At 28.3% G+C, this 24,467-nt stretch carries 25 protein-coding genes, 1 tRNA gene and 1 pseudogene; 8 read left to right on the forward strand and 19 right to left on the reverse strand.

Annotated features, from left to right (window positions below; genetic code table 11):
• Positions 1 to 8 precede the first annotated feature (8 nt).
• Positions 9 to 1,091, reverse strand: coding sequence for a DNA polymerase III subunit beta (gene dnaN / locus AVBRAN12647_RS03575; RefSeq protein ID WP_214116171.1), 1,083 nt, complete (start codon positions 1,089 to 1,091; stop codon positions 9 to 11).
• 26 nt (positions 1,092 to 1,117) lie between these two features.
• Entirely contained in the window at positions 1,118 to 2,434 is a 1,317-nt protein-coding gene (dnaA, locus tag AVBRAN12647_RS03580) for a chromosomal replication initiator protein DnaA (RefSeq protein WP_214116173.1), read from the reverse strand.
• Positions 2,435 to 2,781: 347 nt separating this feature from the next.
• Here dnaA and ruvC point away from each other — a divergent pair, with 347 nt between their 5' ends.
• The gene (gene ruvC, locus AVBRAN12647_RS03585) at positions 2,782 to 3,255 is read left to right on the forward strand and encodes a crossover junction endodeoxyribonuclease RuvC (protein ID WP_214116175.1); all 474 of its coding nucleotides are present in this window, start codon (positions 2,782 to 2,784) and stop codon (positions 3,253 to 3,255) included.
• 49 nt (positions 3,256 to 3,304) lie between these two features.
• Here the strand turns inward: ruvC and AVBRAN12647_RS09705 are convergent, their stop codons facing one another.
• The 4 genes and pseudogenes from AVBRAN12647_RS09705 to glyQ form a co-directional block, all read right to left on the reverse strand.
• Positions 3,305 to 3,496 (reverse strand): acetyl-CoA carboxylase biotin carboxyl carrier protein subunit, encoded by a 192-nt coding sequence (locus AVBRAN12647_RS09705; RefSeq protein WP_442862219.1) that lies wholly within the window; start codon positions 3,494 to 3,496, stop codon positions 3,305 to 3,307.
• A 128-nt stretch (positions 3,497 to 3,624) separates the two neighbouring features.
• Positions 3,625 to 5,107, reverse strand: a pseudogene (locus AVBRAN12647_RS03590) (biotin attachment protein); the annotation flags it as partial.
• Positions 5,108 to 5,118: 11 nt separating this feature from the next.
• On the reverse strand, positions 5,119 to 6,549 hold the full coding sequence (locus AVBRAN12647_RS03595) for an acetyl-CoA carboxylase subunit A (RefSeq protein ID WP_214119965.1): 1,431 nt from the start codon (positions 6,547 to 6,549) through the stop codon (positions 5,119 to 5,121).
• Positions 6,550 to 6,753: 204 nt separating this feature from the next.
• On the reverse strand, positions 6,754 to 7,605 hold the full coding sequence (gene glyQ, locus AVBRAN12647_RS03600; RefSeq protein WP_214116180.1) for a glycine--tRNA ligase subunit alpha: 852 nt from the start codon (positions 7,603 to 7,605) through the stop codon (positions 6,754 to 6,756).
• 94 nt (positions 7,606 to 7,699) lie between these two features.
• Here glyQ and AVBRAN12647_RS03605 point away from each other — a divergent pair, with 94 nt between their 5' ends.
• From AVBRAN12647_RS03605 to AVBRAN12647_RS03625, 5 genes are all read left to right on the forward strand, one after another.
• Complete coding sequence (locus tag AVBRAN12647_RS03605) at positions 7,700 to 8,008, forward strand: SEL1-like repeat protein (RefSeq protein ID WP_336608622.1); 309 nt, start codon at positions 7,700 to 7,702, stop codon at positions 8,006 to 8,008.
• 244 nt (positions 8,009 to 8,252) lie between these two features.
• Positions 8,253 to 9,542, forward strand: a complete 1,290-nt coding sequence (locus AVBRAN12647_RS03610; protein WP_214116450.1) for an SLC13 family permease — start codon at positions 8,253 to 8,255, stop codon at positions 9,540 to 9,542.
• Positions 9,543 to 9,560: 18 nt separating this feature from the next.
• Positions 9,561 to 10,391: a hypothetical protein gene (locus AVBRAN12647_RS03615; RefSeq protein ID WP_336607015.1), complete on the forward strand. Its 831-nt coding sequence runs from the start codon at positions 9,561 to 9,563 to the stop codon at positions 10,389 to 10,391.
• 10 nt (positions 10,392 to 10,401) lie between these two features.
• Positions 10,402 to 11,595, forward strand: coding sequence for a CaiB/BaiF CoA transferase family protein (locus tag AVBRAN12647_RS03620; protein WP_214119967.1), 1,194 nt, complete (start codon positions 10,402 to 10,404; stop codon positions 11,593 to 11,595).
• Positions 11,585 to 12,397, forward strand: a complete 813-nt coding sequence (locus tag AVBRAN12647_RS03625) for an HpcH/HpaI aldolase/citrate lyase family protein (protein ID WP_214116190.1) — start codon at positions 11,585 to 11,587, stop codon at positions 12,395 to 12,397. The genes AVBRAN12647_RS03620 and AVBRAN12647_RS03625 overlap by 11 nt, the downstream gene beginning before the upstream one ends.
• Before the next feature lie 20 nt (positions 12,398 to 12,417).
• Here AVBRAN12647_RS03625 and AVBRAN12647_RS03630 read toward each other — a convergent pair whose 3' ends face one another.
• The 3 genes from AVBRAN12647_RS03630 to AVBRAN12647_RS03640 form a co-directional block, all read right to left on the reverse strand.
• On the reverse strand, positions 12,418 to 13,773 hold the full coding sequence (locus tag AVBRAN12647_RS03630; RefSeq protein ID WP_214149941.1) for a CitMHS family transporter: 1,356 nt from the start codon (positions 13,771 to 13,773) through the stop codon (positions 12,418 to 12,420).
• A 165-nt stretch (positions 13,774 to 13,938) separates the two neighbouring features.
• Entirely contained in the window at positions 13,939 to 15,141 is a 1,203-nt protein-coding gene (locus AVBRAN12647_RS03635; RefSeq protein WP_214116193.1) for a uracil-xanthine permease family protein, read from the reverse strand.
• A 92-nt stretch (positions 15,142 to 15,233) separates the two neighbouring features.
• A tRNA-Glu gene (locus tag AVBRAN12647_RS03640) sits at positions 15,234 to 15,308 on the reverse strand.
• A gap of 197 nt (positions 15,309 to 15,505) precedes the next feature.
• Between AVBRAN12647_RS03640 and AVBRAN12647_RS03645 the strand changes: the two genes are divergently transcribed.
• Together AVBRAN12647_RS03645 and AVBRAN12647_RS03650 are read left to right on the forward strand one after the other, a co-directional pair.
• Positions 15,506 to 15,910, forward strand: coding sequence for an acyl-CoA thioesterase (locus AVBRAN12647_RS03645; protein WP_214116195.1), 405 nt, complete (start codon positions 15,506 to 15,508; stop codon positions 15,908 to 15,910).
• Between the two features lie 65 nt (positions 15,911 to 15,975).
• On the forward strand, positions 15,976 to 16,749 hold the full coding sequence (locus AVBRAN12647_RS03650; protein WP_214149949.1) for an exonuclease domain-containing protein: 774 nt from the start codon (positions 15,976 to 15,978) through the stop codon (positions 16,747 to 16,749).
• A 28-nt stretch (positions 16,750 to 16,777) separates the two neighbouring features.
• On the opposite strand, the gene AVBRAN12647_RS03655 is transcribed toward AVBRAN12647_RS03650, so the two are convergent.
• From AVBRAN12647_RS03655 to gatC, 10 genes are read right to left on the reverse strand one after another with little or no spacing between them, the layout of a single operon-like run.
• Entirely contained in the window at positions 16,778 to 17,149 is a 372-nt protein-coding gene (locus AVBRAN12647_RS03655) for a YraN family protein (RefSeq protein WP_214119971.1), read from the reverse strand.
• Entirely contained in the window at positions 17,124 to 17,885 is a 762-nt protein-coding gene (locus AVBRAN12647_RS03660) for a shikimate dehydrogenase (RefSeq protein ID WP_336614717.1), read from the reverse strand. The genes AVBRAN12647_RS03655 and AVBRAN12647_RS03660 overlap by 26 nt, the downstream gene beginning before the upstream one ends.
• Positions 17,875 to 18,669 carry an SPOR domain-containing protein gene (locus tag AVBRAN12647_RS03665; protein WP_336614718.1) on the reverse strand — a complete coding sequence of 265 codons (795 nt, stop codon included), beginning with the start codon at positions 18,667 to 18,669 and terminating at the stop codon, positions 17,875 to 17,877. The genes AVBRAN12647_RS03660 and AVBRAN12647_RS03665 overlap by 11 nt, the downstream gene beginning before the upstream one ends.
• 10 nt (positions 18,670 to 18,679) lie before the next feature.
• Entirely contained in the window at positions 18,680 to 19,225 is a 546-nt protein-coding gene (locus AVBRAN12647_RS03670) for a DUF1882 domain-containing protein (protein WP_214116202.1), read from the reverse strand.
• On the reverse strand, positions 19,219 to 20,454 hold the full coding sequence (gene glyA / locus AVBRAN12647_RS03675) for a serine hydroxymethyltransferase (RefSeq protein WP_336614719.1): 1,236 nt from the start codon (positions 20,452 to 20,454) through the stop codon (positions 19,219 to 19,221). Before glyA ends, AVBRAN12647_RS03670 begins: the two co-directional genes overlap by 7 nt.
• A 58-nt stretch (positions 20,455 to 20,512) precedes the next feature.
• A complete protein-coding gene (gene lysS / locus AVBRAN12647_RS03680) occupies positions 20,513 to 21,997 on the reverse strand; it encodes a lysine--tRNA ligase (protein WP_336614720.1) in 1,485 nt (494 codons plus the stop codon).
• Positions 21,998 to 22,021: 24 nt separating this feature from the next.
• Positions 22,022 to 22,471 carry a Fur family transcriptional regulator gene (locus AVBRAN12647_RS03685; RefSeq protein WP_214116209.1) on the reverse strand — a complete coding sequence of 150 codons (450 nt, stop codon included), beginning with the start codon at positions 22,469 to 22,471 and terminating at the stop codon, positions 22,022 to 22,024.
• Between the two features lie 11 nt (positions 22,472 to 22,482).
• Positions 22,483 to 23,040 (reverse strand): CvpA family protein, encoded by a 558-nt coding sequence (locus AVBRAN12647_RS03690; RefSeq protein WP_214116211.1) that lies wholly within the window; start codon positions 23,038 to 23,040, stop codon positions 22,483 to 22,485.
• Positions 23,037 to 24,083 carry a type IV pilus twitching motility protein PilT gene (locus AVBRAN12647_RS03695; RefSeq protein WP_275592004.1) on the reverse strand — a complete coding sequence of 349 codons (1,047 nt, stop codon included), beginning with the start codon at positions 24,081 to 24,083 and terminating at the stop codon, positions 23,037 to 23,039. The genes AVBRAN12647_RS03690 and AVBRAN12647_RS03695 overlap by 4 nt, the downstream gene beginning before the upstream one ends.
• A 54-nt stretch (positions 24,084 to 24,137) precedes the next feature.
• A complete protein-coding gene (gatC, locus tag AVBRAN12647_RS03700) occupies positions 24,138 to 24,416 on the reverse strand; it encodes an Asp-tRNA(Asn)/Glu-tRNA(Gln) amidotransferase subunit GatC (RefSeq protein WP_214116213.1) in 279 nt (92 codons plus the stop codon).
• Positions 24,417 to 24,467: the final 51 nt, after the last annotated feature.

The raw sequence follows: 24,467 nt of genomic DNA on the forward strand, positions 1-24,467 counted from the left end.
ATTTATCCTTAGTTTTTATTTGCTGATATTAGTGATAAGAAATTTTTACTTTCTAACACAACAGGAGCTGCTGATGAATAGAATTTAAATGTGAAATATTCATTTTCATTTAAATGTAAAAAATCCATCATATGTTTGTTTGTAAGATTTATTTCAAATTTATCTTCTATAGTAATATTTGTTTCTAATTCACTTGTAGCATTTGTTTCGTTAAAATCATCACTTAAAGCATTATTTTTAAATGTGATTTTACCGGTTTCAAATTCTATTTGACATTTTGTGCAAACTGCACTTAGTTTTTTTATTTCATTTAAAAAGTCTTCGTTTTTAATGATAATTTCATTTGTAGGTAATTTATGTGGCATTACTTCAACATATCTTAAAAAATCAATAGTTGCTAATTTTGTAAAGAATTTAAAATTATCATTTTCAATGATTAAATAATTATTTGTTTTATAAACCCTTACTTCTTCATTTAATAATTTTTGTAGTTCTTGAGCTGATTTTTTTGTAATTATTAATCTTTGTTCGTATTCATTTTGAGCTATGAATGAATATTTGTGAATTCTTTTAGAATCGCTTCCTACAAAAACAATGCTATCTTTTAAAATATCTATATAACAGCAATTAAATTGAAAAGAAATACCATTATTATCAACAGCAGGTAAAATCATTTTAAAGCCGATATTTAGTTCTTTTGCACTTATTAAAATAGGTGTTTTGCTATTTTCATCTTCTAAGAAAGAAAAATTATTTTCACTATTTATTGGCAATGAAAAATTAGTTTTATTTTGAGTAATTTTGATAGATTTTTCTAATTTTTTGATTTTAATATCGCTATTATCAAGGCTTTTTAAAATATCAATTAATTTTTTAGCATTGATAAAAATTTGCCCTTCATTTATGATATTACATTCTTGGATTTTATATTCAATTCCTATTTCACTATCACTTGCTCTTAAAATTAATTCATTGTTATAAGCTAATAATAAAATATTAGAATTTAAACTTGTATTATCTTTTTTCTCAACATAATTGCTAACTATTAAAGCTATATTTTCTAATCTCTTTTTGTCTATTTGTATTTCCATATTCTTCCTTTTTCGCTTTATTATATTTAATAATCTTTATTTTTTGAGTTTATTATTTTATTTTTTAAATGTTCTACTAGGCTTCTAAAATCATCATCAAGACATATCATTTCATTTATTTTTTTAATATGTTTTGAAATAGCACTATGGTCTTTCATTTGAAAATGAGTTGCTATTTGACTTACTGAATTTGAAATTAATTCTTTAGTTAAAAATATAACTATTCTTTTAGCTTTTACTATTTCTTGTTTTTTAGAACTTGATTTTATTTCGCTTATTTTTACATTTAATTCTGAACTTACTATATCAAAAATATCTTCAATTTCAATATTTGATTGATTTTCTTTAATGTATTCTTTTATTTGATTTTTTAAATCATCTAAGGTTATTTTTTGTTTTCTTATACTTTGAAAAGCGTAAATATAATTTATAATTCCTTCTAAATCCCTTACATTTTCACCTATATAATTAGCAATAGTATTAATCATTTCATCATTTAATTCTATATCATATACAAGGCTTTTTTTCTTAATAATTGCTTTTTTAGTTTCTATATCAGGGACACTAATATTTGCAAGAACTCCTTTGTTAAATCTTGATTTTAATCTATCTTCAATTCCATTTAAATTTATAGGAGCTACATCTGAAGTCATTATTATTTGACCATTTCTTTCTACTATATCATTAAAGATATGAAAGAATTCTTCTTGTATTTTATCAGTAGTGCCTAAGAACTGAATATCATCAATTAATAATAAATCACAATCTTTATATTCACTATTAAAACTATCAAATTTATTTGCTAATATTGCATTTTGATAGTCTTTCATAAAACCTTTTGAAGTTTTATATATTACTTTTTTTCCAAGTTCTAAACATTCATGTCCACTAGCTTGTAATAAGTGAGTTTTTCCTAAACCTGTATTTGAATATATAAAAATTGGATTAAAGTCTTTTCCAAATTTATTTTCATCTGTTATTGCTTTACAAATTCTATAAGCAAACTCATTACTTTGTCCTACTATGAAATTATCAAAAGTAAGACTTTGATTTAATATTGAAATTTGTTTTTTAGCTACTATTGGTTGAGTTTCTTGTGGTTTGTTTATTTTTTCATTATTTACTTGAATTGTAATTTTATATTTTTTACTATTTGTTTTTTCTGCTATTTTTTCTAATATGCTTTGGTATTTTGTTTGAATATGTTTAGCTATGAATTGATTAGGTGCATTTAGAATTATTTCATTATTTTTGCTTTCATTAATTTGTAAAATTTCAAAATAATTTTTATATTGATTTTCTCCAATTAATACTTTTAATTCTTCTAGAATTTTATTTAACATTTATTCCTCTTTTTTGTTATTACCTTTGATGATGTGAAAATCTAGTAATATTTGTTTAAAAATATTTAAAACACCTATATATCAATGCTTTTAATAGTGAAAAAATATACCAAAAATATACAAACAATTTACAATATTTCATCATAAATTTCACAAGCTCTTTAAAAAAATTCTTTAATTTAGTGAAATTTTTTTATGAATTTTTATTGTAATTTTTAAAATTCTTATAAATTTTCGTGAAATTCTATAAAAATCAGTTTATGTGAAATTCTATTTCATTAAGAAATTTATCGTAATAATAAGTATTTCATAAAAAAATAATTTTAAATTTCACAAGGATTTCACATATGAAAATTTTAGGATTTGACCCAGGAACTAGATTTTGTGGATATTGCCTTTTAGAAAAAAATGGTAGCACAAATACTCTTTTAGAAGCAGGTTTAATAAGATTTAAGAGTAAAGAATTAATAGATAATATTTTAGAATTAAACGAAGCTTTAGAAATGATTTTTAAAAAAGTTCCAAATGCTAGTGTGGCGGTTGAAAATATATTTTTTGCTTATAATCCGCAAAGTGTTTTAAAACTCGCACAATTTCGTGGAGCAATGCTACTTAAAATCTTACAAACTTATGGGAATTTTAGTGAATATACAGCTTTACAAGTTAAAAAAACAATCACAGGCAAAGCAAAAGCAGAGAAAGAACAAGTAGCTTTTATGGTTAAAAAGCTTTTAAAAATCAATAAAGAAATAAAACCACTTGATATAACCGACGCAATGGCGGTTGCATTAACTCATAGTTTTTATATAAAAAATACTTAAAATATTAACTTAAAGATATGTTAGAATCTGTAAAAACAGATTCTAAAATTTATTTTAAACTAGCTAAAATTTGCATAGCTTCTACATTATCTCCTTGTTTTACAAGTATTTTATCTATTATTCCATCACTCGTTGCTTCAATTGGAACTTCCATTTTCATAGCTTCAAGAATGAATAATTCTTGCCCTGCTTTTACTTTATCTCCTGCTTTTACAAGTACTTTAAACACATTTCCTGACATTGAGGCTAAAATGCTTTTATCATTAGCTATTGATTGTGAAATTTCTTGTTTTTCAATAATTTTTGAAGTATTTTCTTTTTCTTTTACTTTTACTTCGTAGCTATTGCCATTTACTAAAATTTTATCTTTTTCAATTTCTACATCATAGGTTTTATCATTGACTTGCACTGAATAAAGATTGTTAGAATTTGATTTAGTATTTTGAGAAATTTTTCTAACATTGACTTTTGCTTCACCTTTTAAAAATGCTAATCCTTTTTCTTTACAAGCTGCAACTATGAATAGATTTTCATCAGTTACTAAAATACCTTCTTTTTTAAGTATTTTTTCAATGTATTTAAGTGATTTTGTCTCATCAAGGTCGGCTAAATCTATTGCTTTTTCTTTTGTTGGTTTTAGATTTAATTGCTCACTTGCAAGTTTTACTATTTTTGGATCTGGTGCTACAGGGGTTTTTCCAAAATAGCCTAAAACCATTTTGCCATAGCCTTCTGCGATTTTTTTCCATTCGCCAAACATTACATTATTAAATGCTTGTTGGAAATAAAATTGACTAACAGGAGTTACACTAGTTCCAAAGCCACCTTTTTTTACCACTTCGCTCATCGCTTTTATAGTATCAGGGAATTTATCTAATACATTATTATCTCTCATCATTTGAGTATTCGCTGTTAATGCTCCACCTGGCATAGGTGAAATCGGTATTAATGGACTAACTTGTATAGCTTCAGGTGGCATAAAATAATCTTTCATACAATCTTTAAATACTTCTTCATATTTTAAGATTTTTTCAACTTCAAGCCCACCTAAATCATAATTTTTACCTTTTACAGCGTGTAACATTGTAAGAATATCAGGCTGACTTGTTCCACCACTAACAGGAGCTGCTGCAAGGTCAATTCCATCAACACCAGCTTCAAGTGCTGCTAAATAACAAGCTACACTAACACCTGCACTTTCGTGAGTATGAAGTCTAATGTGAGTATTTGCAGGTAAAAGTTTTCTAGCCATTTTTATTGTTTCATATACTTTTTGTGGATTACTTGTCCCTGATGCGTCTTTAAAACAAATGCTATGAAATGGGATATTAGCTTTTAAAATTTCTTTTAAGGTTTTTTCATAAAACTTAGTATCGTGAGCGCCTTTGCAACCTATTGGTAAATCCATCATAGTTATTACAATTTCGTGTTTTAAACCATAATGCACTATTCTTTCGCCACTATATTTTAAATTCTCAACATCATTTAAAGCGTCAAAATTTCTAATCGTAGTAGTTCCGTGTTTTGCGAATAATTTTGCGTGTAAATCTATTATTTCACGACTACCAGTATCAAGTGTAACGGTATTTACTCCACGAGCAAGGGTTTGAAGATTAATACCATCTCCTACAATTTCACGGAATTTATCCATCATAGTAAATGCGTCTTCGTTTGTATAAAAATAAAGGCTTTGAAATCTTGCCCCGCCACCAAATTCAAAATGCCTTATCCCAGCTTCTTTTGCAGCTTGTAATGCTGGGAAAAAATCATTCATTAAAACTCTAGCTCCATAAACTGATTGAAAGCCATCACGAAAACTTGTATCCATAATATCTATATATTTTTTAGCCATTTTTCTCTCCTTTAATTTAATTTATCTTTTAATGCCGCACAAATTGAAGCGATTATTTCATCTTTATCTTTTTTATTTTTATCATCAATATTGCTTAGAATTTTTTCTAAATTTGTTTTTATATAACTCGTATCAAAAATACCTTTTCTAAATTCTTTACTTTTTGCAATAGTTTTTAAAAATGAAATTGTTGTTTTTACGCCTTCTATTGTAAATTCTTCTAAAGCTCTTTCTAATTTATTTACCGCTAAATCATAACTAGACGCTTTTACAACTAATTTTGCGACTAAAGAATCGTAAAATGGCGGGATTTTATAACCTTTATAAAGATGGCTATCAACCCTAACTGAAGGTCCTAAAGCAGGATAATATTCTGTAACCATTCCTGGTGTTGGTATGAAATTCTTATTAGCATCTTCTGCAGTAATTCTAGCTTCAATAGCAAAACCATTTGATTTAATATCACTTTGTTCTAATTCTTGAATTTGTCCTGCTGCATATCTTAATTGCCTTACTATTAAATCAACCCCTGTTATCTCTTCTGTAACGCCGTGTTCAACTTGTATTCTAGTATTCATCTCCATAAAATAAAATCTATTGTAATCATCTAATAAAAACTCAACCGTTCCTGCATTAGTATATCCAGCCGCTTTTGCGGCTGCTACTGCAGTAGCTCCCATACTTTTTCTTAAATGCTCGCTTATTGATGGACAAGGTGCGATTTCTATTATTTTTTGATGGCGTCTTTGAATAGAACAATCTCTTTCGCATAAATGAATTATATTGCCATAATTATCGCCTAATATTTGAAATTCTATGTGGCGTGGATTTTCTATGAGTTTTTCCATAAAGACATCATCATTATTAAAATATGCTTTAGCTTCTCTTTTGCAAGTATTAAATGCAGGTATTAATTCATCTTCATTCCAGACTTCTTTAATCCCACGACCACCGCCACCTCCACTAGCTTTTAATATTACAGGATAGCCAATTTTTTTGGCAAATTCTTTTATTTCTTCTTCTTTGCATTCATTTAATACTTTTGTTCCTGGAACTACTGGAATGCCGTTTTTTTGCATTAATTCTCTTGCTATATTTTTATTTCCCATATTTTTAATAACTTGAGATTTTGGTCCAACGAAAATTAATCCTGCATCTTCTACCATTTTTGCGAATTCATAATTTTCACTTAAAAATCCATATCCAGGATGGATTGCATCAGCACCACATTCTTTTGCAGTTTGGATTATTATTTTTGCGTCTAAATAGCCTTTAATGGCATCTTCACCTATACATTTTGCTTCACTTGCGATTTTTACATGCAGACAATTTTCATCAGGCTTTGTATAGATAGCTACACTTTGAATATGTAAATCCCTACAAGCTCTTATGATACGAACAGCAATTTCTCCCCTATTTGCTATTAAAACCTTACTAATCACCTTTAAACTCCTAATTTTAAATAGTGATTTTATTTTAATATTTTAGATTGAAAAAGATGAGTTTGCTTTTGTTTTAACCATTTATTTGTTACTAAAAGTAACAAAATTAAATATTCAATTTTTTAGTTTATGGAATTTGATTTTAATATTTTTACTTGGTTTATATTGAAAAATCAATATAAACCAAAATAAGCAAATTATAATTTATTTTAAATTCTCTTGGCTTTTTAAATACACACTAGCACAATCTTTGCTAAGTTCTCTTATTTTTAGCATAAAATCTTGTCTTTGAGTAACGCTAATTGCACCCCTAGCATCAAGGGTATTAAATAAATGCGCGCACATTAGACAATAATCATACGCAGGTAGTGAGTAACCACTATCAAGCACACTTCTTGCTTCATTATATGAAATATCAAACATTTCTTTAAGTCTTGAAGCATTTGCTAATTCAAAATTAAACTTAGAGTATTCAAACTCACCTTGCTTATGAACATCAGCATAAGTTAGCCCACCGCCCCAATTAATATCATAAACATTATCAATATCTTGAATATACATTGCCAAGCGTTCAAGTCCGTAAGTAATCTCTGCACTAATTAAATCACAAGAAAATCCACCAACTTGTTGAAAATAAGTAAATTGAGTAACTTCCATTCCATCAAGCCATACTTCCCAGCCAAGCCCCCAAGCTCCTAAAGATGGGCTTTCCCAGTTATCTTCTATAAATCTTACATCGTGTTTATTTAAATCAATTCCTAAAACTTTTAAGCTATTTAAATATAAATCTTGAATATTCGCTGGACTTGGTTTCATTAATACTTGAAATTGATAGTAAGCACCTAAACGATTTGGATTTTCTCCGTATCTTCCATCAGTTGGACGGCGAGATGGAGCAACATAACAAACATTATGTGGTTTTGTTCCAAGTGATTTTAAGAATGTTTGTGGATGAAAAGTCCCTGCACCTGCAGGAAAATCATAAGGCTGAATTAAAGCACAACCTTGCTCGCACCAATACTTTTGTAAGTTTAAAATAATTTCTGAAAATGTCATTTAAAAGCCTTTAAAATAAATTTTATTTATCATACAAAATTAATATAAATTTATGTTATTTTGCATATAATTAGCGATTTTTTAAGGAGATTATATGAAAAAATTAATTTTAATTACAAGTTCTTTATTTATTTTTAGTGCTTGTGTTAGTCAAGAAAATGAAGTTGTAAAAAGCAATTTAATGAATCTTGCATTACAAACTGCTTTAAATCCTAGCTTAAAAGACGAGCAAACTAACTGCATTACTAACAAAAATGCAAGCTCTTGTTTAAATATTGCAAATGTTTTATTACAAGGCACTTCAACTTCTCAAAACATTCAAGCAGCAGGTTATTACTATCAATTAGCTTGTTCTTTTGGCTTAGCAATTGGTTGCGATAAAGCTAACGAATTAAAAAAATAACCTTTTAAGAATTTAAAACGAGTTAGTTTTAAATTCTTTTAAATAAATTCTTTCAATTAAATAAAAAATCAAAATATCAAATTAATAAAATAATTATAATTTTTTAAGAAAATATATTAAAGGATAAAAATTATTATTAATTGTGTAAAATTGTAACAATGATTTTTATTTTTATTATATTTTATTCTTATATTAATCTTAATGATTTTCTTTTCTTATAGTATTTAAGCAAGGAGGATTTATGATTGAACAAATTAACTTAATCATTTTATTTTTTTTATTATTGTCAATAGTTTTAGGCTATTTATTTAAAGCAAATATTGGTATTTTTGCAATTGTTTTATGCTTTATTGCTGCTTATATTTATGGCTTAAAACCTAGTGAAATTGTAAAATTATGGGGGCTTGATTTATTTTTTATCTTAGTTTCTATTACTTATTTTTATGGCTTTGTCATAAATAATGGAACTTTAAATAATCTAGCTTCAAAAGCAGTTTATGGGGTAAGAAACTATCCTTGGAGTATTCCTATAGTTTTATATATTGTTGTTGTAATTTTTGTCGGTATTGGACCAGGGCATTATGCTGGATTTGCCTTTATGAGCCCATTAGTTTTATACATAGCTAATAAGATTAAAATGAATAAAATTTTAGCTGCTATTATAATTTATTCAGGTTCTTGTGCTGGGGGATTTAATCCTTTTACTTTAGGTGGTAGGGTTACTTATAATCTAATTGAGAATTTAGGTTTTACACCTGAACAATCAGCAATTATGCAATTAAATCTTGGAAAAAATATGTTTATAGCACATACTTTAATTTTTATTTTAGGATATGTGTTATTAAAGGGGTATAAGGTTGTATATTCATCAAATATTGATAAACCTGAAAAACTAAATTCTATACAAATTAAAACGATTTTAATAGTTACATTTGTATTTTCTTTGGTTATGGTTCCATCAATTTATTTATCTTTTCAACCTGAAAATTTATTGATGAGTAAAATGACTATATTTTTTAATCCTACTTTTGTTTCATTCTTAGGAATTATTTTAGCTATTGTATTTAAGATAGGAGATGAAACACAAGCTTTTAAAAATATACCTTGGAATTTAATTTTTATGATTGGTGCATTAACTATGCTAATAGCACTTGGAAAATCTACTGGTGCTATGCAAATAATAAGCAATTTTTTAAGTGCTCAAGGTGGCAATGATAGTAGCTGGATATATTATTTATTAGGCGTTTTATCTTCTTCAATGAGTGCGTTTGCTTCTAGTATGGGCGTTGTAATGCCGACATTTTTTCCTATTGTTCCAAGTCTTAGCGTATTAGAGCCATCTTTGGCATTTTCTATTATCGCAACATTTGCAACATTTACGGGGTATTCAAGTTTTTCATCAGGTGGAGCATTGGTTTTAGCAGGGACACAAGATGAGCAAGAAAGAAAATATTTATTTATTAGGTTATTAATATTACCTATTTTGCTTGTGTTATTTGGGTTTTTGTTATTGTTTTTAGGTGTTATTAATTAATTTATGAAAGGGAAAATTATGGAATTTAAAAATTATATAGGCAAACAAGAAATTATAAAAGAAGAAATAAGTCTTACTCAAGTTGAAAAAATAGTCGCAACACTTGATTATAAAGATTTAAAATTAGGTGATGAATTACCTTATTTATGGCAATGGTGCTTTTTTAATAAAGCTTTAAGTAAAGATAAATTAGGCAAAGACGGACACCCTAAATTAGGCGGAAGTGATGATAGTTTTTTACCTAGTTTTGGAAATGTTAATCGTATGTGGGCTGGTGGTAGATTTACTTTTAATTCAGCGTTGATTATAGGCAAAATCGCTACTAAAATTACTACTATAAAAGATATTCAAGAAAAAATTGGAAATACAGGAAAATTAATTTTTGTTACTTTAGAGCATAAATATTATCAAGATGAAGATTTAAAAATTATTGAAGAACAAGATATAGTTTATAAAGAGCCAACTCCGCCAAAATTAACTAGCAATAAACCTGTAAGCGAAGCTGATTTTTCTGAAAGTTTTTGCCCTGATTCTACTTTATTATTTAGATATTCAGCACTTACTTTTAATGGGCATAAAATTCATTATGATTATCCTTACGCTACTATGGTTGAAGGATATAGCGGCTTAGTAATTCACGGACCTTTATTAGCTACTAAGATGATTAGTTGTTTTGCAAAAAATCATAAAGATAAAAAAATCACAAAATATAGTTATAGAGGATTACACGCAGTTTGCACTCCTAGTAGTTTTTGCGTCGAGTCAAAAATAATTAGTGAAAACGAAGCAAATGTGTGGATAAATAAAGATGGCTTTATAGCTCATCAAGGTATTATAAATTATAAATAAAGGAGAAAAAATGTTGCCATTAGAAGGAAAATTAGTATTAAGTATAGAACAAGCAATAGCAGCACCATTTTGCACTAGACAATTAGCTGATTTAGGTGCTAGAGTTATTAAGATAGAACGCCCTGATGTAGGGGATTTGGCAAGAGGATATGATACTAGAGTAGATGGACTTGCAAGTCATTTTGTATGGACTAATAGAAGCAAGGAGAGTTTAGCTATTGATTTAAAAACCGAAGAAGGTATGAAAATAATAAAATCAATTTTACCTAAGGTGGATATTTTCGTTCAAAATCTAGCATTTGGGGCTGCAAAAAGATTAGGATTAGATTATGAAAATTTAATTAAATATAATCCAAAAATGATTGTTTGTGATATTTCTGGCTATGGAGAAGGTGGAGAATACGAACACAAAAAAGCTTATGATTTATTAATTCAATCAGAAAGTGGCTTAGTATCTATAACAGGAAATGGTGATGAGTGTGTAAAAGTGCCAATTAGTATAGCTGATATATCTGCTGGAATGTATGCTTATAGTGGGATTTTACAAGCACTTTTATATCTTGAAAAAACAAATAAAGGCTCAAGAATAGAAATATCAATGTTAGAATGTATGGCTGAATGGATGGGGTATCCAATATATTATACTTATAAGGGTGCTAATCCGCCTATTAAAAAAGGTGCTTTTCACGCTAGTATTACCCCTTATGGTCCTTATAAGGCTGGTGATGGTAATGTTGTTATGTTTGGTCTTCAAAATGAAAGAGAATGGAGTAATTTTTGTAAGATTGTATTAGAAGATGAAAGCTTAATTAATGATGAAGAATTTAAAAATAACACATTAAGAACAAAAAACGCACAAAAGATTAAAGAAATAATAGAAAATAAATTTAAAAATCTAACGGCAAAAGATGTTGTGGATAGATTAGAAAAAGCAAAAATTGCAAATGGTAATGTAAATGAATTAAAAGATGTGTGGAATCACTCTCAATTAAAAAGTAGAAATAGATGGAGAGAAGTTGATACTGAAGTAGGTAAAATCCCAGCATTATTGCCACCGGCTACAAATAATAATTATGAGCCTAGAATGGATAAAATCCCAGCGTTAGGAGAACATACTCATAAAATCTTAAAAGAATTTGGATTTAAAGATGAGATTTCTCAACTACAATCAAAAAACATAATAAAGGTAAGAGATGAAAACTAAGAGTTTTTTGTTTGTTCCATCAATTAAAAATGATAGATTTAATAAGGCTTTAAATAGTGGAGCTGATTATATTATTATTGATTTAGAAGATTCAATTAGCCCTAATCAAAAAGATAAAGGCAGGGCTAATATTTTAGAATTTGCAAATAATACAGATGCTAATTTTTTTATAAGAATTAATGATACTAAGAGTGAATATTTTAATGATGATATGAAATTATTAGATGAATTAAATAAAATGAAAAAATTATATGCAATTGTATTGCCTAAGAGTGAGAGTTCAAAAGAATTTGAATTATTTAAAGATTTTAAAGATTTAATAATAATTCCAATTATTGAAAGTGCTTTGGGCGTTGATAATTTAGATGATATTGCAAGTTCAAAATTAATTAAATTATTAAGTTTTGGTGCTTTAGATATTTCTTTAGAATTAGGATTAAAAGAAGGCAGTGGAAGAGAAAATTTATTAAATCACATAAGAAATCAAATAGTGATAAAAAGTGCAAAATATAAATTATTACCACCAATTAATGGAGTATATCCTGATATTAAAGATGAAATTGGTTTAAAATCTGAATTAGAATTTGTATCTTCTATGGGTTTTGGCGGGTCTTTAAGCATTCATCCAAATCAAATTCCAATAATCAATCAAGTATTTAGTCCTACTAAAGAACAAATTCTATGGGCTAAAGAAATAGTAGAATTGGCAAAAAATACTGATGATATTGTATTTAATTATAAAGGCAATATGATAGATTTGCCAGTAATTAAGAAAGCTCAAAATATACTAGCAAATATCTAATATCTCTCTTAGGAGAGATATTAAAATAAGTGTGGGATTATTCCTGCAATATATCCAAAAATTAAGCAAATAATACTAATTGCCCAAATATAAAAGAATGAGCGTTTAATATGGTCTTTTATAGATACATCAGCAAGACCACATCCAAGCAATGTAGCAGGAACAACAGGGCTTATAAATGTAGCACAATTTCTAGCTAAAACCATAATAATAGCAAGGTTCATTGGGTCAATTCCAAAAGCATTTGTAACGCTTAAAACCACAGGCATAACGCCATAAAAATAAGAATCCGTGCAAAAGATTAATGCCATAGGAACAGCAAGTAAGCCTACTACTAAAGGAATTAAATTACCATATTCATTAGGCACAAGAGTTAGAATTGAAGCTCCCATTTTATTCATAATTCCACTTTTATCAAATACACCGATTAAAATTCCTGCACCAATTAAAGTAATATACATCATTATTGCTCCACCACTTGCTTTATCTAAAACTTTTTTAGCTATTTTTAAATTAGGATAATTTAGTGGCAACGCAATTGCAAAACCTATCATAAAGCAAACATAAGAAGGTAATACATTAATTACTAAAGCAGCAATAACAGCTATTAGTAAAAATACATTTACTAAGAAAAATTTATCGTTTTGAAATTCGCTTTTTTCAATTTCAAGTTTAATTCCTTCAAGATTACCACCAGCACCACGCCTTTTTTCTTGATAACCGATAAAAATAGCTAAAGCTAGTGCTAAAACAAGACCTAAAACTTGCATAGGGATTAATTGATGCCATAAATCATTCGCGTCAGCTTTAATAACCGTTGCAGCTCTTAGAGTTGGACCTCCCCAAGGAAGAACATTCATAACACCCATTGCACTAGCACAAATTAATAAAAGTGATGATTTTCTCATTCCAAGTCTTTCATAAATTGGAAGCATAGCCGGAATAACTATTAAAAATGTAGCTGCTCCACTACCATCAAGATGAACAAACATTGCCATAAGTGAAGTAAGAATTGTGATTACAAATACATTTGGTGTAACTTTGCTAAGTAAGAAATTAATAATTTTATTAAAAAATCCACTAGCGCTAAGCACACTAAAAAAAAGAATAGAAAATACAAATAAAGCTGCTGTATCGCTAACGGTGTTTACACCATCTTTTATAAAACCTTTCATTGCTTTAAAGTTTAAAACATCTCCTTTAACTCCTAAAGCTTTTCCGACTTCTAACCCACAATAATCCATTATCATAAGCATTGCAGCAACTACAAAGCTAACTAAAATAAATGCTATCGCAGGAGTGGTTTTATCTTTTAAGAGTAGCCATACAATAAATCCAAGCCCAATAAAGCCTGTAAGTGATAAAAATAAATCCATTTTTAACCTCCATAAAAAAATGTTAGATTTTAACAAAGTTACAATTTGAAATAATTGAAAATGGATAATTTTTTTAAAAAGTGTTAAGTTTCGTAACAAATTTTAGAATTTAAGAAAAAATTAAAAAATAATAATTCAAATTCTAAAAAGAATTTGAATTAATAATTAATCTTGTTTATTAGGTAAGATTAGATTTAGAATAATTGCAAGTAAGGCACTAAGTCCAACTCCTGAAAACGAAACGCTTCCAAAACTAGCACTAAGCCCACCAACACCTACAATCAAAGTAGAGCTAATAATTACTAGGTTTTTATTATTAGTTAAATCTATTTTAGCATCAACTAAGGTTTTAATTCCAAGACTAGCAATTGTTCCAAATAAAAGTATCATAACTCCACCCATTACAGGCAATGGAATTGATTGTAAAATGGCATTAAATTTACCCACAAATGCAAGTAATATTGCAAATATTGCAGCCCAAGTCATAATTTTAACTTGTGCGTTTTTTGTAATCATTATTGCACCTGTAACTTCTGAATAAGTTGTAACTGGAGGACCACCTATTAAACCTGCAACACAAACTCCAACACCATCTCCACTTAAAGTTCTATGAAGACCTGGGTCTTTTGTGTAATCTTTTTTAGTTACTGCACCTATTGCCATAACCGCACCAATATGCTCAATTACAGGAGCAATTGCAACAGGTATCATAAAAATTGCTGCACTAAAATTAATGCTAGGTGTTTCAAAATGTGGGATTGCAAACCAAGGTGCAGCTTTAATTGCACTAGTATCAACATAGCCTAAAATAAAGGCTAAAATATATCCACAAATAGCACCTATTAAAATAGGAACTAATTTAAACATTTTTGAGCCAAAAATAGCAATTACAATAGTAACTAAGAATGAAAAAGTAGAAAGCATTAAAGCTATATCTTTATCAATTACTTGAGTTGAGCCACTCATACCCATAGCCATTCCAGCCGCACTTACAGCAACGCTAAGACCTATTACGATGATTACAGGGCCAATTACAACTGCGGGAAAAAGTTTGCTAATAAAACTTTCACCTTTTGTTTTGATAATTGCAGCAAAGATAAAATAAACAAATCCTGTGCAAAACAAAGCAAACATAGTTGAATTAATTCCCCATTCTTTCATAGAATAAATTATAGGGGTTATGAATGCAAATGATGAGCCAAGATAGATAGGAACTTTAAATTTCGTAATGATTTGAAAAATAATCGTTCCGCACCCAGCACCTAAAAGAGCCATTGCAGGATTTAGTCCGGTAAGTAAAGGAACTAATACCATTGCACCAAAGGCTACGAATAAAATCTGAAGTCCAGATATCGCGTCTTTAATCATAAAAAAATCCTTTTTTATTTTGAGTTATTATCTCACAGGGGTAAGGTAAAAAAGGATTTTTTTCATTAAATTAAATAAACATAAAGGAGGATTGGTGACCCATACGAGACTCGAACTCGTGTTACCGCCGTGAAAGGGCGATGTCCTAACCGCTAGACGAATGGGCCTTCAAGAAGTTTTTTCTTGTGATGTAAAAGCCGTTATTATATGTGAAAATTCTTAAAGTTTTCTTAAATTATAAAAATTTTTTCAATTTTTTTAAAATTTTTGTAAAAAATTGTAATTTTGATGAAAATTTTCAATTTAAAAACGACAATTTTAATCTTTTATGTTTAATATTTACATTTTTTTATAAGGAGAATATATGAAAGAATTAAAAGAAGCAAGGCTTAGATTAGTTGCTATGCCAAAAGATACAAATCCTGCAGGCAATATTTTTGGTGGTTGGATAATGAGTCAAATAGATTTAGCTGGTGCAGTTGCAGCTAAAGAAATAGCAAATGGTAGAGTAGTTACTATTGCAGTTGAACAAATGACCTTTAAAAAACCTGTTTATGTTGGAGATATTGTGAGCTTTTATGCTGATATTGTAAAAGTTGGAAGCACATCAATACAAGTTCAAGTAGAAGTTATCGCTGAACGCTGCACTCCTAAATTATATGGAGTTTGTGTGCCTGTTACAAGTGCACTTTTAACTTATGTAAATGTTGATGAAAACGGAGAAAAAATCAAAATTGATGAGAATTTAAAACGCTACAAGGGATTTTAATAATCCCTTTTATTCAACCTACTTTTTAAACTTACTTGTTAGAATTAAAAAAACTTTTAAGGATAATTATGAAATATGTTTTATTTGATACAGAAACTACAGGAAATACAGAATTAGATAGGATTATTCAAGTAGGTGCTTTGGTAATTGATAGTGAAAAATATGAAATTAATGAAATAGAATATGCTGAAAATATTTTTGACAATATACAAGAGAGAAAAGTTTTAGTATTTGATGAATTATGCAGTAGTGAAGTAAAGATTTCTTTTGAAGCTATGGAAGTTCATAACATAACCCCTGAAATGCTTATTAATAAGCCAAAATTTAGTGAAACGAAATTCTCAAAAATGTTAAATGAACTTAATTCAAACGAAAATTACTTAATAGCTCATAATATTAAGTTTGATTTAGGAATGTTAGAAAAAGAAGGCTTTCAAAATAATTTTAAATTAATTGATACTTATAAGTGCGCTAAGGCTATATTTCCTGACTTTAATCATCACAGATTGCAATATTTAAGATATTTTTTAGGGCTTTATAAAATTGAGCAAGAAGAAGCGCAAAAATTAGGAATAATTATAAAAGCTCATGATGCGATAGGCGATGTTTTGGTTATGAAATTATTATTAGATGAGTTATTAAAGCATAAAAACTATGAAGAATTGCATGAAATTACAAAAGCCCCATTAATTAGCACTAAATTTAGCTTTGGAAAATACAAGGGCAAAAGTTTTGATGAGGTTAGAGCTGTTGATAATGGATATTTGTTGTGGGCTATGAATAATTTAGATGATGAAGATTTAAAATATTCTATCAAGAAATTTTTAGGATTAATTTGAGAATTTAAATCTCAAATTATCATTTTTTCTATGTTATATTTTCTATATAATTAATATTATTATCGTTTATTGCTATTAAATCTATGCAATAATTTAAATTATTGTAATCTTCATAATGTTGATTAAAAATATAAATAGATTTTATAATTCTTTCTAATTTTTTTGGTGTTAAATAATATTCGCTTTCATAATTTTTGCTTGACTTTACTTCAATAAAATGCAAGGTTTTATCTTTTAAAGCGATTATGTCAATTTCTCCAAATTTGGTTTTATAATTTGTTTTAATTATTTTAAAATTATTTTTTTCTAAGTATTTTTTAGCTTTTTGTTCGTTTTCATAGCCAAAAATATATGACTTTAGTCCTTTTATGCTCTTATTTAATAAGTTCTCTTGCTTCATTTATTAAATCTTCGTTAGGATAAATTCCACAAAAGTATTCAAAAGCAAGGGCTGCTTGAAAAATAAGCATATCAAGTCCATCTTGAGTAATAATATTTGGATTTTTTAACTTACAAAAATCTAAAAATATATCGTGATTATATGCTAAATCATAAGCAATTTTTGTATTTTTTGCTAGTTTTTCTAAAAGATTTTCTTCTAAAGGTAGTAGATTTTTTAAACTTGCGCTTGTTGAGTTTATAATTAAATCAAATTCAAATTCATCTAATGTCGTATGAACTTCGCATAAAAAATCATCTTTTTTACTTCTATTAATTACTTTAGTTTTTATATTATTTTTTGCTAAAGAATAATAAACAGCCCTAGCAGCCCCACCAGCTCCTATTATTAAGGCATTGTTTATTTTGTAATTTTTTATAGGTTCATAAAATCCAAATATATCAGTATTATAAGCTTTTAAAATTCCATTATCATTTATTATAGTATTTGCTGCTTTTGTGTTTATAACGCCTTCATCTTTATAATTTGCTAGTATTGCAACTTCTTCTTTATAAGGTAAAGTTACATTAACACCTTTATATTTTAAAATTGTGTTTTTTAAATCATTTGGATTTTCTACTAAAATTTTCTCATAATTAGCATTTATATTTAATCTTTCATACCATAGGTTATGAATTATAGGAGATTTTGAGTGAGCGATAGGATTTCCTATCACTCCGTAAATATTATTTTGCATGATAATAAAATGCGTCTTTTTTCACATTATCTCTTACAAATTTTAAGGCATTTGCTTTATCAGAATTTGAATAAGGTCCTACAATTACTCTACTCATACCTTTATTATCAGTAACTACTTTATATTGTAATCCTAGCGTATCTAGTTTTTTAATTTCGTGTGATTTTAGGTCAATATTTTTACCTGCATATACTTGAATATAGCTTCCATTATCACTTGTAGTAGGTGCTTTATTTACTGGTTTTTCTTGTTGAGCAACTGGTTTTTTAATATTTAATGTATCAAATACTGAGTTTTCTTGTTTTGTTGTTTGAGTAGCTTGTTTTTTCTCTTCTACAACCACAGGCTTTTTCTCTTCAACTACAGCAGGTTTTACTTCTTCTTTAGGAGTTTCAAGTGCTGGCGTAGGTTGTTGATTTGCTTTTGCTAATTCTTTTACAACATTTTGAACTTCTTGAGATTTTTTAGGTTCTGGTTCTACTATATTATTTTCTTTTTTTAATCTTTCTTCTAAAGATGTAAAATCATCACTAAAACCATCATTTTCACTTTTTAAATTCTCAAAAACTTCATTATCTTGAGCTTTTTGTTCAAATGTAGCATTAGGTTCTATCGGTGGTAATGGGCTTTTTTGACTATCTCCATTGCTTATTAATTTATATATAATCAAGGCAATTAGAAAAACTATTATGCCTATAATTATCTTAAATAACATTTGTTTTTGTTTATTCTTTTTGTTGTTACTTTCTAAAACTAAATCTTCAAATTTATTGTGTTCTTGCATTTTCAATCCTTTACATATGTTTTGACCAAGATGCCCCACGCTCTTTTTGATAAATTTCATAAGGTAATGCTAAAATATTGTATTCCTTAGGCATATCAAGTGTTGGAAATACTCTCCATTCAACGGGCATTTTTTGAGCCAACATTGCACTTAGTTTATTAGCTAATCCACAACCTTCGGCAAATGCAGTATGACCTTTGTGAATATATAAATGAAGATGACCTGGCGTTTTGCTTTTATAAGCTGTGAAATTAATGAAACCTTCTTCTCTTAATAATAATTGAGCTCTATGCCAAAATTTTTCAGTATTAAAACCATTGTAGTCAAATACTATATTTTCTACTTTATCTTGTGCGTTTATTAAATTGTGAGCTATTGTTATTTTACCTTCTGAATGTTCTCTTATTAAGCTTGGAGATAAAAACTCATTAACTCTTTCATACTTATTAAAAAAAGTTCTACCTTTATGCTCAATTTTGCTTACTATAGTATCTCTTTTTATAAAATAATGTGAATTAATCATTTTAATTAAGGCTAATTCATTGCTTGTTAACATTTTAAGTCCTTATATAATGGGAAATTTTCGCTTAATTTTAGCGTAGTTTCTTTTGCTTTTTTTATAATTTCATCGTTATTTAAATTCTTTAGCACTAGGCTTATTGTCTGTGCTATTATTTTCATTTCTTCTTCTTTCATACCACGAGCACTAAGTGCAGCAGTGCCAAGTCTTAATCCACTTGTAATAAAAGGAGAACGCTTTTCGTTAGGAACGCTATTTTTATTAGCTGTAATACCTGCTTTTTCTAATGCTATTTGAGCATCTTTTCCACTAAATTTACAATCACTAAAATCCATTAACAATAAGTGATTGTCAGTTCCACCACTTACTAATTTAAATCCTTCTTTTAGCAATTCATCGGCTAATACCTTGCAATTTTTTATAACTTGATTAGCGTATGTTTTCCAACTTTCATCAAGATTATATTTAAATCCAACTGCTTTTGCTGCAATAATATGCATTAATGGACCACCTTGAAGGTTAGGAAAGATTGCTGAATTTATTTTTTTTGCAAGTTCTTCATCATTAGTCATTATTATCCCACCTCTTGGCCCTCTTAGAGTTTTATGAGTTGTTGAAGTTACTATGTGAGCGTGTGGAAATGGACTTGGGTGAAGATTAGCTACTACAAGACCGGCAATATGTGCAATATCAGCTAATAAAAATGCTCCTACTTTATCAGCAATTTTACGAAATCTTTCAAAATCAATTATTCTAGCATAAGCACTAGCACCACAAACTATTAATTTTGGTTTTACTTCTAGGGCAATTTTTTCAATTTCATCATAATTTAAATAACCATTTTCATCTACTCCGTAGCTATAGCTAGTATATACTTTGCCACTTGCATTTACCTTTGAGCCGTGAGTTAAATGCCCACCTGCACTTAAATCCATTCCTAAAATAATATCTCCTGGATTTAATAATGCTGCGTATGCACCTTGATTTGCTTGTGAGCCTGAATGGGGTTGAACGTTTGCGTAATTACAATTAAATAATTTTTTACAACGCTCAATTGCTAAAACTTCTGCTTTATCAACGATTTCACAACCACCATAATATCTTTTTGATGGATAGCCTTCTGCGTATTTATTTGTAAGAATACTACCTGTAGCCACCATAACTTCAGGAAAAGTGAAATTCTCACTAGCAATCATTTCTAAATTCTCATTTTGTCTTTTAAATTCTTCTTTTATAATTTCATTAATTTCTGTATCAAATATCATCTTAACCCCTTTTTTTATATATAAATTCTCGCTAGTAATCATTCACAAATTGAAATTATCAATCCTTTTTAGGACGCATAGCAGGGAATAATATTACATCTTTGATTGATTTTTTGTTAGTTAACATCATAACAAGTCTATCAATTCCTATGCCCTCACCTGCAGTTGGTGCCATACCAAACCCTAACGCATTTACGAAATCTTCATCCATTTCGCATGCTTCATCATTTCCAGCTTTTTTAGCTTCTACTTGAGCCAAAAATCTTTCGTATTGATCAAGTGGGTCATTTAATTCGTTAAATCCATTTGCAAGTTCTTTTCCAGCTATAAATAATTCAAATCTCTCAGCTATTTCAGGATTTTCATCACTTCTTCTACTTAATGGACTAATTGATACTGGAAAATCCGTAATAAATGTAGGATTTATAAGCTTGTCTTCTACATAATTATCAAATAATTCTGCTTGTAAATGTCCTAAATCTAATTTTTCATTTGCTTCAAATCCATCAGCCTTTAATTTCTTTAAAATTGCAGCTTTATCATTTACTATAGCAGCATCAATACCACCTATTTGAACTAAGGCATCTTTATATGGAATTTTTGCAAATGGAGTGCTAAAATCTATTTGCTTATCATCGTATGTAATAGTAGTGCTAAGTCCTAAGTGAGCTATTAATTTGCTTAATAAATCTTCAGTTAAATTCATTAAATCCTTATAATTATGATAAGCCCAATAAAACTCAATCGTGCTAAACTCAGGATTGTGAGTAAGGTCCATTCCTTCGTTTCTAAAGCAACGATTTAATTCAAATACAGCTTCAAAACCACCAACTATTAAGCGTTTTAAGTAAAGTTCAGGTGCAATTCTTAAAAATCTATCAACACCTAAAGTATTATGATGGGTAATGAATGGTCTTGCGTTAGCTCCGCCTGCAATTTCGTGCATCATAGGAGTTTCAACTTCTAAAAATCCTAGATTTTCAAAATATCTTCTAACAAATGAAACAATCTTACTTCTATTAACAAAATCTTGTCTAATTTCAGCATTCATAATCATATCAAGATATCTTTGTCTATAGCGGCTTTCCATATCCACTAAGCCGTGAAATTTTTCAGGTAATACGCAAATACTTTTAGTAACTAAATCTAATTTATCTACATGAATACTAAATTCGCCTTTTTTTGTTACGAAAGCATAACCATGAACTTTGATAATATCGCCTACTTCTATGAGTTTTTTAATATTATCAAACCAAGTTTCATCAATTGTGCTTTTATTAAAATAAATCTGAATTGAGCCACTAAAGTCTTCAATGTTCGCAAAAACGGCTTTCCCACCATCACGCATAAATTTAATTCTACCGATTAATTCACAGATTTCTTCTGCTTTTTTTTCTTCAAGTTCATTTATGAAATCATATTTATCTTTAAATTCTTTTATACTCATCGGTTTTGTTACAAAATGAGAATAAGGATTAATACCTAAAGACCTTAGTTCGTTAGCTTTACTAATTTTTTGCTGTTCTAGTGGGTTTTCAAACATATTTTTACCTTTCTTTATATTAAATTATTTTTTTTGACATTCTTTGCAAGTTCCATATAATTGCATTAAATGGCTTGATAGTTTAAAACCATGTTCTTTTGCAATTTTTAATTGTCTTTGCTCTACTATATCATCTTGAAATTCTATAATTTTATTACAAGATTTACAAATCATATGGTCGTGGTGTGGCTTGTTTGCAAGCTCAAATTTTTTACCTGCAGTTCCAAAAGAAATTGAAGTTACCATTCCTGATTCTTCTAAAAGATTTAAAGTTCTATAAATTGTTGCGATACCTATGTTTTGATTAGGATCCATTTCTTTTAATGCTTCATAAAGTTCATCTGGAGTGCAGTGTTCGTCATTGTTATAAAGTAATTTTAATAAACTTTCTCTTTGTTTTGTGTATTTTAATCCACTTGTTTTTAGAATTTTTTTAAATTCTTCTAATAATACATCGTATTCCATATTTTCCATGTTTTCTCCTTTTATTTTGAATTTTCTTCTTTTAATTCATTATTTAATAAATTTTCTTTTTTTGTATTTATAGTATTTTGAATCGCTTGTATATTAGCGATTGCTCCACCTGTTTGAATTAAGACAGGATACATCATACTATTTGCAAAAAATTGGTTTACTTTACTATTTATTATAGGTAAGGCATTTATACAAGATGCAATTATAGAAAAAATTATAAATATTTTTCCAGCGCAAAATATAAATCCCATAATTTTATCAATTATTCCAAGTCCGCTTAAGGCTACTAGTTTTGATATTATTCTTCCTAAAATAAGAAAAATTCCCCAAACTATAACTAAAGTTATAACAAAACCACATAGGTTTAATAAAAGCTCATTATCGCTTTTATAAACATATTGATTAATTAATGCCCCTACTTTTTCTGAATTGCTAGTGCTTACATATACGCCTACTAAAATACCAGCTAATCCAAAACCTTCTTTAATAAGTCCTGAAATAATTCCACCAATACCTAAAATTAGCGTTACGCCAATTATTACACAATCTAGTATTAAGCCGCTATTCATATCAAATTCACTAGCTCATTATATTGAGTGCTATATCTTAAAGCAAGCTCACGAGTGATTAAACCAGAGCGAACCGCTTCAACTAAGCTTTGTGTTTGGGTTTTCATACCTGTGCCTTGTTGATTTAACTGCATTTGTGAATATATTTGATGGTTTTTGTTTTCACGAATAAGGTTTGCAATAGCCATATTATTAATCATAATTTCGTGAATTGCTAAACGACCACCACCTTTTTTAGGTATTAAGCTTTGTGCTATAACTGCTTGTAATGAAAACGATAACATATTTCTAATTTGGTCTTGCTCTCCACCACTAAAGCTATCTACGATACGGTTGATTGTTTGCATAGCTGAGTTTGTATGTAAGGTTCCAAATACTAAGTGACCTGTTTCAGCTGCTGTAATTGCTGCTGCTATTGTTTCTCTATCTCTCATCTCACCGATTAAGATAATATCAGGGTCTTGTCTTAAAGCATATTTTAAAGCTGTTTGAAAGCTTTTAGTATCTATATCAACGTTTCTGTAAGAAAATACTGATTTTTTGTTTTTATGCATAAATTCAACTGGGTGTTCTATGGTTAAAATATGCTTACTTTCTGTTGCGTTGATTTCGTTTAACATTGCTGCTAGAGTTGTTGATTTACCAGAACCTGTTGGACCTGTTACAAGAATTAGTCCTTTTTCTTTTTTGATTAATTCTTTAAAAATTGGTGGTGCTTTTAAATCATCTAAACTAGGGATATTTTCAGGAATTAGACGAAATGCAGCTGCAAGTTTTCCTTCTTCAACATAGTAATAGTTTGCCCTAAAACGCCCTACTCCTTCAACTGCATAAGCGAAGTCTAGTTCTCTTTCTTCTTCTAAGGTTGCTTTTTGTGCGTCTGATAAAATGCTATAACAAGAAGCTTTAATAATTTCAGAATTTAAAACAGCAAATTCCAAATCATTCAAAGTTCCGTGAATTCTTAAAAGCGGTTTTCTACCAGGAATAAAGTGCAAATCACTCGCATCATTTTCTTTCATAAATGTTAAAATTCCATTCATTTGAATGGTATTAACGCTATCTTGAGTTTGAATATTTTCTTCCATTTATTTTCCTTATTCTATGATTTTAGGTACAGAGAAAAAATGTCCATTTGTAGATGGTGCATTTTTTAAAATATCTTCAATAACTTCTGATTTTTGTGGTATATCTTCTCTTAGTGGAGTATAATTTAAATTATTGATTTTTAAATTATTAGTATCAATTTCATTTAAATTATCTACGAATTTTAAAATATCATCAAAATCAGCAATTAGTTCTTTTCTTACATTATCATTTAACCTAATTGATGATAATTTTTCTAATCTTTCTAATAGCTTTTCATTGACTACCATAAGTTCACCTTGCTTTAATAAAATTTCATCTGATTATATAATAAAAATTTA

Source organism: Campylobacter sp. RM12647 (genome assembly GCF_020138135.1).
In the GTDB taxonomy this organism is placed as follows: Bacteria; Campylobacterota; Campylobacteria; order Campylobacterales; family Campylobacteraceae; genus Campylobacter_E.

What these genes read in the sequence shown, in the direction of transcription:
- AVBRAN12647_RS03645 (WP_214116195.1), top strand. Translation starts at nt 15,506, where the DNA reads ATGAAAGAATTAAAAGAAGCAAGGCTTAGATTAGTTGCTATGCCAAAA.
- AVBRAN12647_RS03620 (WP_214119967.1), top strand. Translation starts at nt 10,402, where the DNA reads ATGTTGCCATTAGAAGGAAAATTAGTATTAAGTATAGAACAAGCAATA.
- AVBRAN12647_RS03655 (WP_214119971.1), bottom strand. Translation starts at nt 17,149, where the DNA reads ATGAAGCAAGAGAACTTATTAAATAAGAGCATAAAAGGACTAAAGTCA.
- AVBRAN12647_RS03605 (WP_336608622.1), top strand. Translation starts at nt 7,700, where the DNA reads ATGAAAAAATTAATTTTAATTACAAGTTCTTTATTTATTTTTAGTGCT.
- AVBRAN12647_RS03690 (WP_214116211.1), bottom strand. Translation starts at nt 23,040, where the DNA reads ATGAATAGCGGCTTAATACTAGATTGTGTAATAATTGGCGTAACGCTA.
- glyA (WP_336614719.1), bottom strand. Translation starts at nt 20,454, where the DNA reads ATGATATTTGATACAGAAATTAATGAAATTATAAAAGAAGAATTTAAA.
- AVBRAN12647_RS03660 (WP_336614717.1), bottom strand. Translation starts at nt 17,885, where the DNA reads ATGCAAAATAATATTTACGGAGTGATAGGAAATCCTATCGCTCACTCA.
- gatC (WP_214116213.1), bottom strand. Translation starts at nt 24,416, where the DNA reads ATGGTAGTCAATGAAAAGCTATTAGAAAGATTAGAAAAATTATCATCA.
- lysS (WP_336614720.1), bottom strand. Translation starts at nt 21,997, where the DNA reads ATGTTTGAAAACCCACTAGAACAGCAAAAAATTAGTAAAGCTAACGAA.
- AVBRAN12647_RS03685 (WP_214116209.1), bottom strand. Translation starts at nt 22,471, where the DNA reads ATGGAAAATATGGAATACGATGTATTATTAGAAGAATTTAAAAAAATT.
- ruvC (WP_214116175.1), top strand. Translation starts at nt 2,782, where the DNA reads ATGAAAATTTTAGGATTTGACCCAGGAACTAGATTTTGTGGATATTGC.
- AVBRAN12647_RS09705 (WP_442862219.1), bottom strand. Translation starts at nt 3,496, where the DNA reads ATGTCAGGAAATGTGTTTAAAGTACTTGTAAAAGCAGGAGATAAAGTA.
- dnaN (WP_214116171.1), bottom strand. Translation starts at nt 1,091, where the DNA reads ATGGAAATACAAATAGACAAAAAGAGATTAGAAAATATAGCTTTAATA.
- AVBRAN12647_RS03635 (WP_214116193.1), bottom strand. Translation starts at nt 15,141, where the DNA reads ATGATTAAAGACGCGATATCTGGACTTCAGATTTTATTCGTAGCCTTT.
- AVBRAN12647_RS03625 (WP_214116190.1), top strand. Translation starts at nt 11,585, where the DNA reads ATGAAAACTAAGAGTTTTTTGTTTGTTCCATCAATTAAAAATGATAGA.
- AVBRAN12647_RS03615 (WP_336607015.1), top strand. Translation starts at nt 9,561, where the DNA reads ATGGAATTTAAAAATTATATAGGCAAACAAGAAATTATAAAAGAAGAA.
- AVBRAN12647_RS03670 (WP_214116202.1), bottom strand. Translation starts at nt 19,225, where the DNA reads ATGTTAACAAGCAATGAATTAGCCTTAATTAAAATGATTAATTCACAT.
- dnaA (WP_214116173.1), bottom strand. Translation starts at nt 2,434, where the DNA reads ATGTTAAATAAAATTCTAGAAGAATTAAAAGTATTAATTGGAGAAAAT.
- AVBRAN12647_RS03665 (WP_336614718.1), bottom strand. Translation starts at nt 18,669, where the DNA reads ATGCAAGAACACAATAAATTTGAAGATTTAGTTTTAGAAAGTAACAAC.
- glyQ (WP_214116180.1), bottom strand. Translation starts at nt 7,605, where the DNA reads ATGACATTTTCAGAAATTATTTTAAACTTACAAAAGTATTGGTGCGAG.
- AVBRAN12647_RS03630 (WP_214149941.1), bottom strand. Translation starts at nt 13,773, where the DNA reads ATGGATTTATTTTTATCACTTACAGGCTTTATTGGGCTTGGATTTATT.
- AVBRAN12647_RS03695 (WP_275592004.1), bottom strand. Translation starts at nt 24,083, where the DNA reads ATGAATGGAATTTTAACATTTATGAAAGAAAATGATGCGAGTGATTTG.